The organism is Legionellales bacterium (assembly GCA_026125385.1).
Lineage (GTDB): Bacteria > Pseudomonadota > Gammaproteobacteria > JAHCLG01 > JAHCLG01 > JAHCLG01.
In genome coordinates this window covers 23,436-41,232 of sequence record JAHCLG010000004.1, presented here as the reverse complement: position 1 = coordinate 41,232, position 17,797 = coordinate 23,436, and the positions used below count along the sequence as shown (strand labels likewise).

General features: G+C 40.0%; 15 protein-coding genes. 11 read left to right on the top strand and 4 right to left on the bottom strand.

The features are described 5' to 3' along the window. Positions 1–89: 89 nt before the first annotated feature. Positions 90–728 (bottom strand): 2-polyprenyl-3-methyl-6-methoxy-1,4-benzoquinone monooxygenase, encoded by a 639-nt coding sequence (coq7, locus tag KIT27_02545; protein MCW5588522.1) that lies wholly within the window; start codon positions 726–728, stop codon positions 90–92. 35 nt (positions 729–763) lie between these two features. Here coq7 and KIT27_02540 point away from each other — a divergent pair, with 35 nt between their 5' ends. Then, entirely contained in the window at positions 764–1,843 is a 1,080-nt protein-coding gene (locus KIT27_02540) for a homoserine O-acetyltransferase (GenBank protein MCW5588521.1), read from the top strand. 307 nt (positions 1,844–2,150) lie between these two features. Here the strand turns inward: KIT27_02540 and KIT27_02535 are convergent, their stop codons facing one another. From KIT27_02535 to KIT27_02525, 3 genes are read right to left on the bottom strand one after another with little or no spacing between them, the layout of a single operon-like run. After that, the gene (locus KIT27_02535; protein ID MCW5588520.1) at positions 2,151–2,369 is read right to left on the bottom strand and encodes a hypothetical protein; all 219 of its coding nucleotides are present in this window, start codon (positions 2,367–2,369) and stop codon (positions 2,151–2,153) included. Then, positions 2,366–3,043: a nucleotidyltransferase family protein gene (locus KIT27_02530; protein MCW5588519.1), complete on the bottom strand. Its 678-nt coding sequence runs from the start codon at positions 3,041–3,043 to the stop codon at positions 2,366–2,368. Before KIT27_02530 ends, KIT27_02535 begins: the two co-directional genes overlap by 4 nt. Positions 3,044–3,053: 10 nt before the next feature. Further along, positions 3,054–4,067 (bottom strand): phosphotransferase, encoded by a 1,014-nt coding sequence (locus KIT27_02525; GenBank protein MCW5588518.1) that lies wholly within the window; start codon positions 4,065–4,067, stop codon positions 3,054–3,056. 126 nt (positions 4,068–4,193) lie between these two features. Here KIT27_02525 and KIT27_02520 point away from each other — a divergent pair, with 126 nt between their 5' ends. From KIT27_02520 to KIT27_02475, 10 genes are all read left to right on the top strand, one after another. Then, positions 4,194–6,746, top strand: coding sequence for an LPS-assembly protein LptD (locus KIT27_02520; GenBank protein ID MCW5588517.1), 2,553 nt, complete (start codon positions 4,194–4,196; stop codon positions 6,744–6,746). Continuing rightward, positions 6,743–7,690, top strand: a complete 948-nt coding sequence (locus tag KIT27_02515) for a SurA N-terminal domain-containing protein (protein MCW5588516.1) — start codon at positions 6,743–6,745, stop codon at positions 7,688–7,690. The genes KIT27_02520 and KIT27_02515 overlap by 4 nt, the downstream gene beginning before the upstream one ends. Before the next feature lie 3 nt (positions 7,691–7,693). Continuing rightward, on the top strand, positions 7,694–8,704 hold the full coding sequence (gene pdxA / locus KIT27_02510; GenBank protein MCW5588515.1) for a 4-hydroxythreonine-4-phosphate dehydrogenase PdxA: 1,011 nt from the start codon (positions 7,694–7,696) through the stop codon (positions 8,702–8,704). Next, the gene (rsmA, locus tag KIT27_02505; GenBank protein ID MCW5588514.1) at positions 8,701–9,480 is read left to right on the top strand and encodes a 16S rRNA (adenine(1518)-N(6)/adenine(1519)-N(6))-dimethyltransferase RsmA; all 780 of its coding nucleotides are present in this window, start codon (positions 8,701–8,703) and stop codon (positions 9,478–9,480) included. Before pdxA ends, rsmA begins: the two co-directional genes overlap by 4 nt. A 70-nt stretch (positions 9,481–9,550) precedes the next feature. Continuing rightward, on the top strand, positions 9,551–9,928 hold the full coding sequence (apaG, locus tag KIT27_02500) for a Co2+/Mg2+ efflux protein ApaG (protein ID MCW5588513.1): 378 nt from the start codon (positions 9,551–9,553) through the stop codon (positions 9,926–9,928). A 2-nt stretch (positions 9,929–9,930) separates the two neighbouring features. Then, positions 9,931–10,746 (top strand): symmetrical bis(5'-nucleosyl)-tetraphosphatase, encoded by an 816-nt coding sequence (locus tag KIT27_02495; GenBank protein MCW5588512.1) that lies wholly within the window; start codon positions 9,931–9,933, stop codon positions 10,744–10,746. Between the two features lie 102 nt (positions 10,747–10,848). Next, complete coding sequence (locus KIT27_02490) at positions 10,849–12,597, top strand: hypothetical protein (protein ID MCW5588511.1); 1,749 nt, start codon at positions 10,849–10,851, stop codon at positions 12,595–12,597. A 316-nt stretch (positions 12,598–12,913) separates the two neighbouring features. Beyond that, on the top strand, positions 12,914–13,768 hold the full coding sequence (gene rpoH, locus KIT27_02485; protein ID MCW5588510.1) for an RNA polymerase sigma factor RpoH: 855 nt from the start codon (positions 12,914–12,916) through the stop codon (positions 13,766–13,768). Between the two features lie 291 nt (positions 13,769–14,059). Continuing rightward, positions 14,060–16,729 carry an aconitate hydratase AcnA gene (gene acnA, locus KIT27_02480; protein MCW5588509.1) on the top strand — a complete coding sequence of 890 codons (2,670 nt, stop codon included), beginning with the start codon at positions 14,060–14,062 and terminating at the stop codon, positions 16,727–16,729. A gap of 148 nt (positions 16,730–16,877) precedes the next feature. After that, positions 16,878–17,729 carry an oxaloacetate decarboxylase gene (locus KIT27_02475; protein ID MCW5588508.1) on the top strand — a complete coding sequence of 284 codons (852 nt, stop codon included), beginning with the start codon at positions 16,878–16,880 and terminating at the stop codon, positions 17,727–17,729. Positions 17,730–17,797: the final 68 nt, after the last annotated feature.

The following is a 17,797-nucleotide window of genomic DNA, read 5'->3' as shown; positions in this document are numbered from 1 at the left end:
CCGGAGCGCAGTTTACACGTCAGTAAATGAGCTCCGGAGCACAGAAAATCGGCAGTTTATGACCAAGATTGGAAATTTTGAACAGGCTCTTAGATCCAATACGCCGTCGTCGTCATTATTTTCGACATCACTCTCATCACATCTTTAATGATTAAGGGTAATTCTTCTGCACCATACGTTAACGCCACACTGGCGTGGTGGGCTTCGTCTTCTTGCATTTGTTGTAAAATCGCCCGCGATTTTTCATCGGCACTGGCGATTGTTTCGAGATGATGTTCTAAATGCTCGACCACTTGCTTTTCGGTTTCCGCTAAAAAACCCAAACTCCATTTATCGCCAGCGAGACCTGCCACCATACCCAGACCAAACGACCCTAAATACCACAGCGGATTTAAATAGCTAGTGCGCCCATTTAATGCTTGCAAACGATTTTCACACCAATGAAGGTGCTCGTTCTCTTCTTGAGCCGACTGCATTAACGCTTGTTGAATTTCCGGATCGCGTGCGGTGAGTGCTTGACCTTGATACAACGCTTGCGCACTGACTTCGCCCGCATGATTCACCCGCATCAAGGCCTTGCTGAGTTTGCGCTCGCTGTCTGTTAACTCTTTTTCGGCAATCGCCTGATCAGGACAAGAACGTTGACTCGCTGGATAATTAGCCGTTAAAGTGCGCAATGCAGAATCGACACGCAAAATGATTCGATCAATAAAACTTTGGTGAGACACCATTTCCTCACTCCCAGCAATACAGGTAGTATTAAATGCAGAATAGGATAACACAAACCGCGGATGGCAAATATATTTTTCACTCGCCAGAACCCTTACGCTTGGAAAATGGCAAGGTGCTACCCAATTTAACCTTGGCTTTTGAGACCTATGGAAAATTAAATTCGCAAAAAAATAATGTGATATTAATTCATCATGCGTTATCGACACATTCCCACGTTAAATCCCATGCTCTTAATCCACAACCCGGGTGGTGGGAAAATATGGTCGGAGAGAATTTACCCATCGACACTCAACAATTTTTTGTGATCTGTATTAATAATTTAGGCAGTTGCTATGGCAGCAGTGGCCCATTAACGCAAAATCCTGAAACCTCACAAATCTATGGTAATACATTTCCTAATATTACGATTAGCGATATCACTCGATCTCAAATACGTTTATTAGATGAATTAAATATTGCAATGCTGCATGCTGTGGTCAGCCCTTCAATGGGTGCAATGATTTCTCTAGATTTAGCAACTCGTTATCCGCAACGGGTGAATCAATTGATCTCCATTTCTTCCTGTTATCGATCGTATCCCAGTAATATTGCACTTCGCACCATGCAACGTGACATTATTCGTTTAGATCCACGCTGGCAGCAAGGAGAAACTCAAGAATTATTAGGTTTTCAATTAGCGCGTAAATTAGCGCATTTAACGTATCGCAATACCCAGGAATTAAATCATCGCTTTTTACAATTAGAAAAAAATCCAGAAAATCAACGCAATATTCATACGTATTTAGATTATAATGCGCGTAAATTTACTGATTCATTCGATGTCAACAGTTATTTATTATTAACTCAAGCCATGGATGACTTTAATATTGCAGCCAATGCAAATAATCCTACAGAATTATTAAAATTGATCACGGCAAAAACTTTAGTGATTGGCGTAAGTTCCGATACCTTATTTGAACCCTTCCAACAACAAGAATTGTATGAATTATTACAACAAGCCGGGGTAAATTGTCAATTTCATTTATATGAATCCAGCTATGGGCATGATGCATTTTTAGTGGAAACACACGGGATTGGCAAATTAATTCGTAATTTTATTACTCAGCCGTAGCCTAGCGTGTAGCCTGGAACGGAGCGTAGCCCGTAGCCTGGAACGGAGCGCAGCGAAGATCCAGGACGAAACAGTAAAATAAATCGATCTCAAATTTCATTTCAAGGTTAAAATGTAATAAAATTTAAATGGGAGATTTTAATATTAGTTAACCTGGATATCTGTTGCGAAGGGATTTAGGTTTGGTGAAATTTTAAAATTTCGATCCTGGATCTTCGCTGCGCTCCGTTCCAGGCTACAGGCTGCGCTCCGTTCCAGGCTACGGGCTACGCTCCGTTCCAGGCTACAGGCTGCGCTCCGTTCCAGGCTACGGCTTACGATCGTTTTCGTTAAACTCATTAAATTCTTTTGCCATTTTAATGGCAGCATCACTCAAACATGTTTTACACATAAAAGGAAAAATACCATGAATAATTCCTAAACAGGCGGCACCGAGCATGCGAAAACTGTAAGAAAATGCCCGCCATAAATGACTCCAATAATTCATTCCTTGACTATGCGGATGTTGAGTAAAAATATTTTTCATTCAGATTCCTGTTGATGGAGCATTTCTCGTTGTAACGCATCATACCGCTGTGGCGTGCCAACATCAATCCATGTGCCATTATACAATTCACCGTACGCGTACTGTTGATTCATTGCCGTGCGAATAATTTCAACTAAGGGAAAACTGGATTTTTGCCATTCACGAAATAAATCAGGATGATAAATTCCTATATTGGCATAGGTATAACGCGATTGTTCCCCTGATGATAATTTCCCGGCTATTAACTGAAAATCTCCACGAGGATGATGCGGAGGATTTGGCACCACAATTAAATGCAGTGGCGATTGATGAGCGGTGATTAAACGCGCAAATGGAAAATCTGTCCAAATATCCGCACTGATCACTAAAAAGGGATCATCGCCTATTAATGGTAGTGCGTGTAAAATCCCGCCACCAGTTTCTAACGGTTCTTCACCTTCGTAGGAATATTCAATGGTAACACCATATCGCGAACCATCACCGAGCGCTGTTTGAATTTGCGATGCCCATTTAGCGACGTTAATAATAATTTCTTTGATCCCGGCGCGCGCTAAGGCCTCGAGATGATATTCAATTAAACTTTTCTTGCCGATTTTTAATAAACATTTCGCTGTATGCTCAGTCAACGGCAACATACGTTTACCATGACCGGCTGCTAAAATCATTGCCTTCATGCTCTATTTCTCAATTGCGGTTTAATGTGGGTAACACCACGCTCTGCAAATATTCGTTAAATTCCGTTAATTCTGCATAACGAGCGGCGACATCCAACACATAATTTAATGCTCGCGGAATATCGGCTAAATACGCGCTCGCACCATCGCGACGAAATTTTAACGCAAACCGATAAATCGCTTTTAAATGACGTTGCACGCCCATTAAATCGAACCAACGCACAAATGTGGCTTTATCTACGGCGATTAAATGGCGATCGTAGGCGTGTTGATAATAATAATTGACTAAATTATCTACTAGCGATTGCGGCCAAGTGATATAGCAATCTTTTAATAAAGACACTAAATCATAAGTCACAGGCCCCCACATGGCATCCTGAAAATCGATAACCCCAATGCCTTGGGAATTTAATACTAATAAATTGCGTGAATGATAATCGCGATGGACGCACACTTGCGGTTGACTTACCGCATTTTTAATTAGCGCGTCGAATGTAGTATCGATCATCCGTTGTTCTGCTGGAGTAAGCGTTAGAAATAAATGTTTTTCTAAACACCACTCTTGGAAAAAATTAATTTCTTTTCTTAAATACTCGCCATTATACAGTGGAAATAAATAGGGTTGCTGTTGCTCAATCGTTTGTATTTGCAATAATTCATCAATCGCTAAACGATATAAGGATTCTGCCGTTTGCGAATTTAATTGCGATAGTAAAACGCGATCGCCAAAATCATCGAGCAATAAGAAACCTTCTTCAAGATTTTGCGCATAGATACGCGGAACCTTAATTCCATAGTGAGAAAAAACTTGGGCCACAGTAACAAAAGGTCGGCAATCTTCTTTATCGGGCGGTGCATCCATCGCCACGAATGTGCCTTTAGGCGTTTTTACGCGAAAGTAACGTCGAAAACTGCAATCGTCTGCTAAAATAGCAAGATCATTTATGTCAAGCTGTTGACTCAGCCATGCTGTTAAATCTGCTTGACGTTGTTCAAGCACTGCTACGGAATCCACCGACACCATGATACATTTTTCCTAAAAAGCTGCGTTTATGACTTTTTTTATGGTACAGTCCCATTTTTCCAAAAGTAGGGTTTTAGGTGAATGCGACGAAGCGGTTTCCACCGAATTTTTCTCGGGATCAGTGCGATGATCATAGCGCTCATCCCCACCCTATTTGCTGCTCCCAAGGATACCCAAACCGCTAGTAAAAAGATAGCGCAATTGTTGGGTTGGACACCGGCCGTTAAAAGCAATTTGTGTGAGGGATATTATCAAGAACCTAATTTAAGCATAGCACCTCAATCAACAGAACCCTTAGCCGCAGGAAAAATTCAAGTCACAGGACTTGGGCCAGTCTTATTTTCCGAAGAAGGCACTTCTATTTTACAACACGCTATTGTCAGTGAACCTGGGCGACGCATCACCGCCGATGAAGCAGAATTAATTCGCGATCCCACAACGCATAAAATTAATCTCATTCATTTACGCGGCCATGTGATATTACGCACGCCAGGGCGATTGTTACGGGGTGAATCGGCAGAAGTTATTTTAAATACTAAAGAAGCGCATTTTCATCAAGGTATTTACCATCTTGCTTTAGATCAAACTGCTAATCTACAAGCAATAAGCCCTCAACAACAAAAAATTGTGGGGCTTAGTGCCTGGGGCAAGGCCTATTTAATCCATCAGGTCAATCCAGGATTAATTATCTTAAAAAATGCCAGCTTTAGCACCTGTAGCCCCTTAAATACTTCTTGGCATATGCAAGCACAACACTTAACGTTAAATCGCACTACTGGACGAGGTGTTGCCACTCATTCTTGGCTGTATTTAAAAAATATTCCGGTGATGTATTTGCCTTATATTAATTTCCCTATTGATAAACGTCGAAAAACCGGCATTTTGTATCCCAGCTTTCATTATTCTTCGCAATCGGGAATGAATATGGCGTTACCGATTTATTTTAATTTAATGCCCAATCTCGATTTTACCCTCACACCAAATATTTATACTAAGCGCGGAATATTTTGGGATACCCAAACACGTTATTTAACTCAATCTAGCACGGGTTATTTAAATCTCGGATTTATTCACAACGATCGCGCTTTCAGCCAATTTTTAGCTAAATTGCCCAGTGAATATCCATCCTTGCGACCTGACCAATTAAATCATTTAGAAAAACTTAGTCACGATCGTCGTTATATTTCGTGGCATCAAGACTCTACAATAAATCGTCATGTTTCGGCAATATTGGATTTTAATCACGTTAGTGATGATTATTTTTTTCAAGATTTCGATAATACGGCTTTCAATACCGATTATCAAAATCAATTATTGCAACAAGCTTATATTCAATATAAAAGTGATGATTGGTTTTTAGCAGGACTTTTACAACACTATCAAACATTACATCCCGTTAACTATCCGGTATTTCTTAATCAGTACGCGCGTTTACCGCAATTCGATGCTAATTATGTCGCCCCTTTTCCTATTATGGGCGCTAATTTTTCCTTAGATTCCCAAGCCGTGCGTTTTACCCACAGTTTTGGCATAGACCCTAACACCACTCACTATTTAACACCGGATTTATCGCCAGGTTTTGCTTATGCCGATGCCTATCGCTGGCATGTCCAACCGACATTCAGTTATCCCGTAGCGTCTTTAGCAGGACACATTACGCCGCAATTATCACTGGATGCGACTCAATACGATTTATTCAATAGCCCTACATGGCCACAAACCAAAATAGATCGCACATTACCTATTTTTTCCATCGACAGTGGTTTGGTCTTGCAACGAAATTTATCATTATTGACCCAAAACTTTACTCAAACATTAGAACCACGTTTACATTATTTATATGTGCCTTATAAAAATCAAAATACCATTCCAGTATTCGATAGTTTGTTGCAAACCTTAACTTACGATCAATTATTCAGAAACAATCGCTTTTCTGGATTTGATCGCATTGGCGATGCTAATCAAATCGCTTACGGCGTAACCTCGCGATTTTTAAATGGCGATAATGGTATCGAAAAAATGCGCGTGAGTATTGGTCAAATTCGTTATTTCCAGCATCGCTTAGTCACTATTAATAATTGTGCGACGGATCAATGTTTATTCATCAGCAATTATGATTACACCAAAGCCTTCTCACCCATTGTCGGTAAAATTACCTTTAGCTTAATTCAAGATTGGGAATTAAGCAGCGATATTGCCTGGGACCCTTATCAACACCATTTTACCGATAGCTCCGTCACGCTGTCCTCGCATCATCGCCAATACTACGATATTTACCTCAATTACACCTATACGCGTTCAGTGAGACTCACCAGTAATAATCAAACTACCTTAGCAGGTTCGGCCAATTTATTGAATTTAGGTGCAAATTGGTATGTTACGCCCAAAATCAGCATGTTAGGCTTAATCTCAAATGAAAATATCTTGAATTCTGCCAATGCAAAAAGTTTTTATTATGGGTTACAATACGACACCTGCTGTTGGGCAGCGCGAGTTGTGACGGGTCGTCAATTTACGGGCTTTAATCAATTTCACCAAGGCATTTACGATAAGCGGATTTATTTCCAAATCATGTTAAAAGGCATTGGTGGAGTGGGTAATCAGGGAAGCAATTCTTTGTTAGCCTCAGAAATTCCTGGTTACAACGATATTTTTACAAATCATAGGACACGATCATGAAAAGAATCAGTAACGTATTCATCTTTTTTTTAAGCATGATGAGCGCAATAATGGTTTATGCCAAACCACAACCACTCGATAGCATCATTGCTTATGTAAACCACGATGTCATAACCGACGTGCAATTAAATCAACAAGTACAAATTATTCGTAGTCAATTACAAGAATCGCATAGCCCTGTACCTTCCGAAAAAAAATTACGTCAACAAGTGCTTGATCATATGATCGATCAGTTACTGCAAAAACAAAGTGCAGAAAAAGCAGGCATTAAAGTCACCGATAACGATGTAAACCAAGCGATTAAACGCATTGCGGCCTCCAACCATATGTCGATTGATCAACTGCGGGCCTATATCATTAAAAGTGGAATTAGCTATGATTCCTATAAAAAAACACTACGCGATCAAATTTTAGTGAGTAAAGTTCAGCAAGCCGCTGTGGGTTCTTCTGTGGTATTAAATAAAAAAGAAGTTGATCACTTTTTAAAAACATTACCGCATGATCCTGCCAATCAATTATATCAAGTTCAAGACTTATTAATTCCTGTTGCCGATAATGCATCGTCTTTGCAATGGCAAACCGCAAAAACCCAAGCTGAAACCTTATTGCAATCAGCAAAAAATCAAGGCGATTTAAAAAAATTAGCCGCACAGCATTCATTAAATGTCACGGATTTAGGTCTTCGCGCGCTTGCCGATTTGCCAACGGTATTTGCTTCCACCGTGCAAGCGATGAAAAAAAATCAAATTGCCGGCCCTATCAAAACTGCTAATGGATTTCACTTAATTAAACTCATTAAAATAACCGCGAAACCTGGCAGTAATAATGCGATCACTCCGCAACAAGCGGAAAATATGCTATATGCGCGCAAAATGGGTGAAGCGGTCGATAAATGGGTAAAAAAATTACGTGAAACTTCTTACATTCATATTGTTAACAATTAATCCATGTTAATTGCGGTTACAGCGGGTGAACCTGCAGGTATTGGTCCTGAATTATGTTTGAAATTAATTCAGCAACCGGATTTACCTGCAGTGCCCGTTGTCATCGGGGATATCGATTTATTAAAATTTTACCGTCAACAACTCGCCATTCCTTGCACACTCAAATATTACGATCCTGCGCAGGCGCCACTTCATCATCAGGCCGGCGTTGGTTACGTTTTACCCGTTAAATTACATCATCCGCAGATTATTCCTGGGCAAGTAACCACTGCAAATGCCGCTTATGTATTAAATTGTTTAACAGTGGCCGCGCAAAAAACCTTAGCGGGCGAATTTGCAGCCATGGTCACTAATCCTGTTCATAAATATGCTGTTCATCAGCTAGATACCCAATTTAGCGGGGTGACGGAATGGCTGGCAAGATGGTGTAGTTGTAAACAATCGGTGATGATGCTGGCAAATTCACAATTGCGCGTCGCTTTAGTGACCACGCATTTACCCGTGCGTGAAATTGCTGAAAACATCACCTTTAGCAAAATCACCACCACGCTGCATATTCTGGAGCATGATTTACGGCATCGTTTTGGAATTGCTCATCCGCGAATTGGCGTCTGTGGATTAAATCCGCATGCCGGCGAAAATGGCTTATTAGGCCGAGAAGAAATTGAGATTATTCAACCTGCACTTAAGCAATTTCCCGCAAAAAATGTCACACTAGTGGGTCCACTCCCAGCCGATACCATTTTTTTACCAAAGTATTTAACACAATTCGATGCCATTTTAGCCATGTATCACGATCAAGGTTTGCCCATTATTAAATACAGTGATTTCGCCACGGGTGTTAATATTACCTTAGGATTACCCATCATTCGCACCTCGGTCGATCATGGAACCGCACTCGATTTAGCGGGAAAAAATCAGGCTAATCCCCAAAGTTTAATCGCGGCGTTCCACATGGCTCAACAATTAATTCAGCCTAATTTTAATTATACGTTAACTTGGAATATACAATGAAATCGCCACATCAAGCACGCAAACGCTTTGGTCAAAATTTCTTAACCGATCAAACGATTATTAACCACATTATTAACTCTATAAAACCTAACAAGCAGGATAATTTAATTGAAATTGGCCCAGGACTGGGTGCCTTAACTCAACCGTTATTAACAAAAGTAGAACGTTTGCAGGTGATCGAAATCGATCGTGATGTCATCCCGCTATTACAAAAAAATTGTCACTATCCCGCTAATTTAATTATTCATCAAGCCGATGCCTTGAAATTTGATTTTAATTTATTAACGTCACCGCAAACCCCTATGCGATTACTCGGCAATTTGCCCTATAATATTTCCACTCCTTTATTATTTCATTTCTTAAAATTTATTGATCACATTCAAGATTTACATTTTATGTTGCAAAAAGAAGTGGTAGAACGATTGTGTGCTAAACCAAATAGCGAACACTATGGTCGTTTAAGCGTGATGATTCAATATTTTTGTCAGCCAGACTATTTATTTACGGTTCCTGCAACCGCCTTTCATCCTCAACCTAAAGTTGAATCAGCGATTGTGCGTTTAACCCCGCATCATCCCCTGCCCTATCCTGCAAACGATTTCGCCAAGTTCAGTGAATTGGTGCGTCTCGCATTTAATCAACGACGTAAAACCATTCGCAATAGTATGAAACCAATGGTGAATGAAGCCCTGTTCATTCAAGCAGGAATTGATCCGGGTGCTCGTGCTGAAACGCTTGCGCTAGCAGATTTTGTGACATTAAGTAACTTAAGTTGAACAACTGGCACATCTTTCTTTTTTACGTTATCTTAAAGAGAGTGATACGCAGTTTACAGGTATATTAACGATGAATGAACAACCCCATATTGATATCAAAGTCAGCACACAATATTTGCCAGAGCATTCCGATCCGCATAATGCACATTTTACCTTTGCCTATTCGATTATCATTACCAATCAAGGAACGGAAGCGGCAAAATTATTATCTCGCCATTGGGTTATTAACGATGCTAATGGTGAAATCCAAGAAGTACGCGGTGTGGGTGTGGTGGGTGAGCAACCGCATTTACAACCTGGACAACATTTCCAATATACCAGCAGTGCAATTATTAAAACACCGGTTGGTAGCATGCAAGGCAGTTATCACATGGTGGATGATCATAATCAACATTTTGAAGTTGATATTCCCATTTTCCGCTTAGCCGCACCCAATGCGGTTAATTAACGATGGCAACCTATGCCATTGGCGATGTGCAAGGCTGCTTTGAAGAGCTGCAAGCATTACTAGCATTAATTCGTTACGACCCACACGTTGATCACTTATGGTTTTCCGGCGATTTAGTCAATCGTGGACCGCAATCGTTAGCCTGTCTACGGTTTATTAAATCACTACCGCACACCACCATTGTTTTAGGCAATCATGATTTACATTTAATTGCACTGGCGAATAATATTATTGATTTAAAAAAGAAAGATACTCTTGCCGAGATTTTAACAGCGCCTGATCAAGAAGAATTAATTTTTTGGTTACGCCAACAAAAACTCTTGCACTATGATCCTCAGTTGAATTATGTATTAGTCCACGCCGGACTGCCCCCCCAATGGGATTTAAACTTAGCGCTAGCTTGCGCACAGGAAGTCGAGCAAGCGTTGCAAGGAAAACACTATCATCATTTTCTTGAACACATGTATGGTGATACCCCAAAAAAATGGAAAGCAGAATTAACCGGCGTCAAACGCTTACGATTTATTACCAACTGCCTAACTCGCATTCGTTTTTGTACCACCGAAGGTCAAATCGATTTAAAATCCAAAGAAGGCTTAGGCTCACAACGAAAAAATTATTATCCTTGGTTTAGCATTCCTAATCGCGCCCATCAAGATTTAAATATTATTTTTGGCCACTGGGCAGCGCTGCAAGGTATTAGTTATTTTCATACTATTTTCCCCATTGATACCGGCTGCGTGTGGGGTGGTTTTCTCACGGCCATGCGTTTAGAGGATCGAGTGCGATTTCAAGTTCCGTACTTCACTGGTCGATAATCCTTCCCAAATTCATAAAACCTTAAGATTTTACAAATCCTTCAATTAATACCATACTACTATTAATGACAAAGCATGTTTACTTATCACGGGGAAAAAACAATGACAAACACATTATCCAAAAACAATACCACTGCTACTAATATCGATACAACATTAGATGCTATACAAGCTGAATTTGAAAATTTTAATACAGAGCTTAATCGCTTAACGGAGGAATATTATAAAAATCCTAAAATAATTTTAGATCCAGCATGGATAGAGGCAGGGAATAAATTGCAAGAATGGAATATACGCTTAGAAGACCTTGATCAAACTATTCCTGCTTTATCAACAGATCCAAGTCAGCGTGAAAACTTGCAACAATCAGTTGAGCTGATGAAATCTCGGCTAATGCCATTTCAATTCATTCACTCCTCAAGTAACGCAGCATGGGAATCAAGGCATAAATTGGATCGCATGATTCTAAGTCCCATAATTAACACACAATTTAAAAATAAAGAGATTGTTTACCAACATTATCTTGCACAGCAAGATGCGTTAAAACAATTTTTATTTAATACTATTTCTCATTTAATTGTTACCAATCATCAAGAAAATAGACTAACATCAGATAACCTGGCCCAAGTGGTCAAAGAAAACTCCGCCATTATGAACGGCATTTATTATACAGCACAATCTGATATTTTATATCGAGAAACGCGCGAAGAAGCCGCTATCGCCTATTGCCGTTGGTTGCATTTATGTCGAGATTTTGAAGTGGCGGGAAACTACGAAGCCGCTTTTTTCATTTATAATGCTTTATACTCTCCGCAAGTTGAACGATGGGGCTTACTATCTGCCTTACCTAATCATGAACAACAATTATTTGAAAATTTTAAACAGTTATTTAATTCTAGTCACAACTATAAGCAATTAAGAAATATTGTTGAAGAAAGACAACAATATGATCAAAATGTTATTTTTCCATTTAATCTCAATGCCGGCCGTCATACCTCAAAAGACGAGCAACGCAAGCAGTTTAAAGGAGATTTAAATACTGCTAAAACTGAATTAGCAGAATTGAATAAAAAACCTCTAAAAAATGAAAATGATCTGAGTGCTATTAAAAAATTAGAAGAAAGAATTGAAAAGTTAACTAGTAATATTGAGAAAGCCGAGAAAGGAGTAAGGGAATTTTTAGATTCCATTAATCAACAAAATGCTGCTTTAAGTAAAGTTGAAATGCCGAACTCAGCAGGATTGCAATTGCAACAAAATATTCGTAGCTTAGCCGATAAGAAAGAAGGATTAGATAAAATCTATCATGAGCGCTCGTGTGTGCTTGTACCGTTTAAATCAACGCCTTTACCACTCAATTTAAATCTTGATAAACATCCTAAGTTATTTGCTAATAATAACATGAAAAAGTTCGAGCAAAATGCCCTTATTTATAAAGCCTGGGCTATGTTAAAACAATATAGAATTCAAGTGGGAGCAGTTGTAACAGGTTTTGTTTTAGCTAAAGTGGCTTTACCTGTTTTAATTGCTCTGGGTGCAAAAGCTTTAGCCGCTAAATTAATAGCCTGGGTAACAGGAACAAGCATTGCGGGAGCAGGTTTATTCACCTCCCATGAAAAAAGTCAATCCCATCATGCTCGCTCTCCTGCCAGCATTATGCAAGGTTTAGGCGTTAATGATCCAAGTTCTATCAGAACTAATTTTCCAGAATTAGAAGATAAACAACCCGATGAGCTCGGTAATTCTACTGATCATCCATTGATAAGGGAACAAAAAATTGTGGCCACCTCACCTCAATCTGGCAACGAAATAGAATTAAATAACACACCATCCCGGCGAAAAACTATTTGAGTGAACCTCGTGAAAATGAACCATTTTATCGGTGCGGTTTATGCAGAATAAATAAGCAAAGGGACTCAAAACGATTGGATTATAAGTGAGGCGCTAAGTATAAAGATATGAAGGCGTGTATACTGAATACATTACTAAGTAGCTTTAGCTCGGCAACATAGTCTAACCTTCGGGCGTAAAAAGAGTATAGACATTAAAACCAAGCCTTTTTAGCTTAGGCTGGCTATATCTCGTAAAAATTTTTACCCATAAAATTAGCACTCTCGCCAAGAGAGTGCTAAAATAGCGGTAATAAAACTTATGAGAGCAAGAGGATATGAATAATCAATTAGTTGCATTTGATGGTCATTTACCGTTAGGCAATCTAGAAGCTTATAAATATCGCGTGAATAGTATTCCTATGTTAACCGCGGAAGAAGAATACGAATTCGCAGAACAGTTTCGCCAACACAACAATATCGAGGCAGCTCGCCGCTTGGTGATGTCGCATTTGCGCTTTGTCGTCAGTGTCGCACAAGGTTATCATGGCTATGGTTTGGCCGAAGCCGATTTAATCCAAGAAGGCAATATTGGCTTAATGAAAGCCGTAAAACGCTTTGACGCGCGGATGGGTGTGCGCTTAGTCTCCTTTGCCGTACACTGGATTAAAGCCGAAATTCACGAATTTGTATTGCGCAATTGGCGTATTGTTAAAGTGGCCACCACCAAAGCGCAACGCAAACTATTTTTTAATTTACGCAAAGCGAAAAAACGTTTAGGTTGGTTTTCACAAGATGAAATTAATCAGGTAGCCAATTCGTTAGGTGTGAAACCTCAAGAAGTCATGGAAATGGAAGCACGGTTAAATGCGGTTGATGCAACCTTCGATTTAAGCGATCACGACGAAGATGAGGGTAATTATTATGTCGCACCCGCTAATTATTTAGCTGCGCCCTCAAGCGATCCCGCACAGACTATTGAAAGCGGTGATTGGTCTGATACGTATACCGAAAAATTAAACGCTGCCTTAACTCAACTAGACGATCGCGCCCGCGATATCATCGAACAACGCTGGTTAGCCGATAATAAATCCACCCTGCACGATTTAGCCGCAAAATATCAAGTTAGTGCTGAACGTGTTCGTCAATTAGAACAAACTGCTATTCATAAATTAAAACAGTTGCTAGTGTAGAATGTGTTCACACTTCAGTAAAATTCAGCTCGTTACTTTTTGTGCCTCGCTGCACGAAAATTAACGAGCTAATTGCATCTACGACTTTTTACTTACCGCTTCATTACTCACTCTCAGCTTAACCCAAGATGATAATAATTCTCATTTAAAAAATTGCTCTCCGAGAAAAAACCTTGTACTAACGTGAAAATGCACTATTTTCATTAGCCAATAGTATATTTTCTTAAAATAAATCAGCGTATAATCTTGGCAATTTCATTTCAATAGAATTTACGACTGAGGAGAAATCGCGTGAGTGCTAAATTTAATGTTCGTCAACAATTAAACGTCAATGGAAAATCTTACGATTATTTTAGTTTACCAAAAGCTCTTGCGAATGGATTAAACGGCATTGATCGTTTGCCTTTTTCATTAAAAGTATTATTAGAAAATCTATTACGCCATTTAGATGGTAAAGTCGTTGACGATAAGGATATCGAAGCCATTGGTGCCTGGCTTAACACCAAACAATCCGATCGCGAAATTGCTTTTCATCCTGCACGCGTATTAATGCAAGATTTTACTGGCGTTCCTGCCGTCGTCGATTTAGCCGCCATGCGCACTGCTATGGCAAAATTAGGCGGCGATCCGAAAAAAATTAATCCCTTATCTCCTGTCGATTTAGTCATAGATCACTCAGTACAAGTCGATCAATTTGCCAATCAATCTGCATTTAGCTTTAACGTCGAAACAGAAATGCAACGTAATTTAGAACGCTATGAATTTTTGCGTTGGGGACAAAAAGCTTTTGCGAATTTTCGTGTAGTTCCCCCAGGCACCGGTATTTGTCATCAAGTCAATCTAGAATATTTAGCCAAAGCGGTGTGGACGCGCGAAATTAATGGTACAACAATTGCGTATCCAGATACTTTAGTTGGCACCGATTCTCACACCACGATGGTGAATGGTTTAGGCGTATTAGGTTGGGGTGTGGGTGGAATCGAAGCAGAAGCCGCTATTTTAGGTCAACCGATTTCAATGTTAATTCCTGAAGTCATTGGTTTTAAACTCACTGGAAAACTGCCAGAAGGCATCACAGCAACTGATTTGGTGTTGACCGTGACGCAAATGTTGCGCGCTAAAGGTGTAGTCGGAAAATTTGTTGAATTTTTTGGTTCAGGATTAAATGAATTACCCCTTGCCGATCGCGCAACCATCAGTAACATGGCACCTGAATATGGTGCTACCTGTGGATTTTTCCCAATTGATGATGTGACCATTCATTATTTACGTTTATCCGGTCGCGACGAGCAAACCATCGCTTTAGTAGAACAATACTGTAAAATCCAAGGCATGTGGCGCGATCACAATACGCCTGATCCTATTTTTACGGATACCTTAGAATTGGATTTAAGTTCTGTAAAACCCAGCATCGCAGGTCCAAAACGTCCCCAAGACAAAGTATTATTAACTGATTTACCAAAAGTATTTCAACAAACCTTAAGTGAACGCAAAAAAGAGCACGAAGCACAAACATTATTTGCCATCGACGGTATCAAAGAAGGCATGCCTCACGGTGCTGTCGTAATTGCAGCCATTACGAGTTGCACGAATACGTCCAATCCTAGCGTCATGCTCGCTGCAGGATTAGTGGCTAAAAAAGCGTTAGCCAAAGGATTAAAATGTAAACCGTGGGTAAAAACGTCTTTAGCACCTGGATCAAAAGTAGTCACAGAATATTTAGAAAAATCGGGATTACAAACTTATTTAAACGATCTTGGATTTAATTTAGTCGGTTACGGTTGCACGACCTGTATCGGAAATTCCGGTCCCTTGCCTGATAATATCAGCAAAACCATTAACGATAATGATTTAGTCGCGAGTGCTGTGTTATCGGGTAATCGTAATTTTGAAGGACGTATTCATCCGTTGATTAAAGCCAATTGGTTAGCCTCTCCTCCATTGGTGGTCGCATTTGCGTTAGCGGGCACCACAACTCTCGATATAAGTCACGATGCTATCGGTAAGGATCACCAGGGCAATGATGTTTTCTTAAAAGATATTTGGCCAACCAATGCCGAAGTTGCAACAGAAGTCGCGAAAGTGAATAAAGACATGTTCACCCGTCAATATGCCGATGTATTCAAAGGCGATCACGAATGGCAAGCCATTAAAATTCCGGAAGGCGATACTTACGAATGGAATGAACATTCCACTTATGTGCAACATCCACCGTATTTTGTGGGATTAACCAAACAACCGCAACCCGTCAAAAACATTGAAAAAGCCAATATTTTGGCGTTGTTGGGCGATAGCGTTACTACCGATCATATTTCACCCGCCGGTTCGTTCAAGGCCGATACTCCTGCCGGAAAATATTTAATCAGTAAAGGCGTTGAGCCTAAAGATTTTAATTCTTACGGGGCACGTCGTGGCAATCATGAAGTGATGATGCGGGGAACCTTTGCCAATATTCGCATTCGTAACGAAATGATCCCAGGCACCGAAGGCGGTTTTACGAAATATATTCCAAGTGGCGAAATTATGTCGATTTATGACGCAGCAATGGAATATCAAAAAACTCAAACACCACTAGTGATTTTCGCGGGTAAAGAATACGGCACGGGTTCATCACGCGATTGGGCAGGTAAAGGCACATTATTATTAGGCGTAAAAGCCGTGATTGCTGAAAGTTTTGAACGCATTCATCGTTCGAATTTAATTGGTATGGGTGTGTTACCCCTGCAATTTAAAAATAATATGGATCGCAAAACATTAAAATTAACGGGTGCAGAAACGGTAGATATTGATAGCATTGCCAAAGGTATTTCACCGCGCATGGATATTCAAGCTACCATTCACTATGCCGATGGCAAAAGTGAAAACGTCACTTTCTTGTGTCGGATTGATACGCAAAATGAAGTCGAATATTATAATAACGGCGGAATATTGCAGTACGTATTGCGTAATTTATTAAAATAATCCTATGCTGTAGCCCGGAACGTAGCGCAGCGAAGATCCGGGATCGGAGTTTTTTTAATAGTCAGATCCCGGATCTTCGCTACGCTACGTTCCGGGCTACGGCTACGTTCCGGGCTACAGCAAACTTAATATTTAAAAGGGAAATCGCATGAAAAAAACCACTCAACTTCGACAATATATTAACAGTAACGAAATTTTAATTTGTCCGGGTGTGTTCGATGGTTTATCCGCACGCTTAGTCGAACAAGCGGGTTTTCGTTGTATTTATGCCAGCGGTGGAGCCATTGCACGAAGTGCAGGATTTCCCGATTTAGGTTTATTAAGTTTTAGTGAAATCACTACACGTTTAGAACATATGGCAGAAGTCACCACTCTTCCCATCATCGCCGATGCGGATACGGGTTATGGCAATAGTTTAAATGTCGATCGCACGGTTAAAATGTATGAAAAAATTGGTTTAGCAGGCTTACACATCGAAGATCAAGAATTTCCCAAACGTTGTGGTCATTTAGACGATAAAAAATTAATCCCGCAAGAAGAAATGGTTAAAAAAATTAAAGCTGCCCGCAACGCCTTAAGCGATCCTGATTTTGTCATCATTGCCCGCACCGATGCCATTGCTGCAGAAAATTTTGACAATGCTATAACACGATCTCAAGCCTATTTGGCAGCAGGCGCTGATATGATTTTTGTCGAAGCGCCTCAAAGTGTAGAACAAATTGAATTAATCGCCAAACACATCCCGCAACCCAAACTCATTAATATGTTCCATGGTGGAAAAACACCACTTGTTCCTGCCGCACAATTACAAGCCTTAGGTTACCGTGTGGTGATTATTCCCTCCGATTTACAACGCGCAGCCATTCACGCCATGCAAACGACCTTGCAAACCATTTTACGCGATGGCGATTCGCATGCTATCGCCGATCAATTAACTAGTTTTAATGAACGCGAAATTATTATCGATACCAAAAAATTTTTGGATTTAGATAAAGCTTAATTAGGGCTTGCAAAATTATTTTAAATTTTACCGTTAAACAAGAAATATTTTTCTCGCCTGGCTAATAT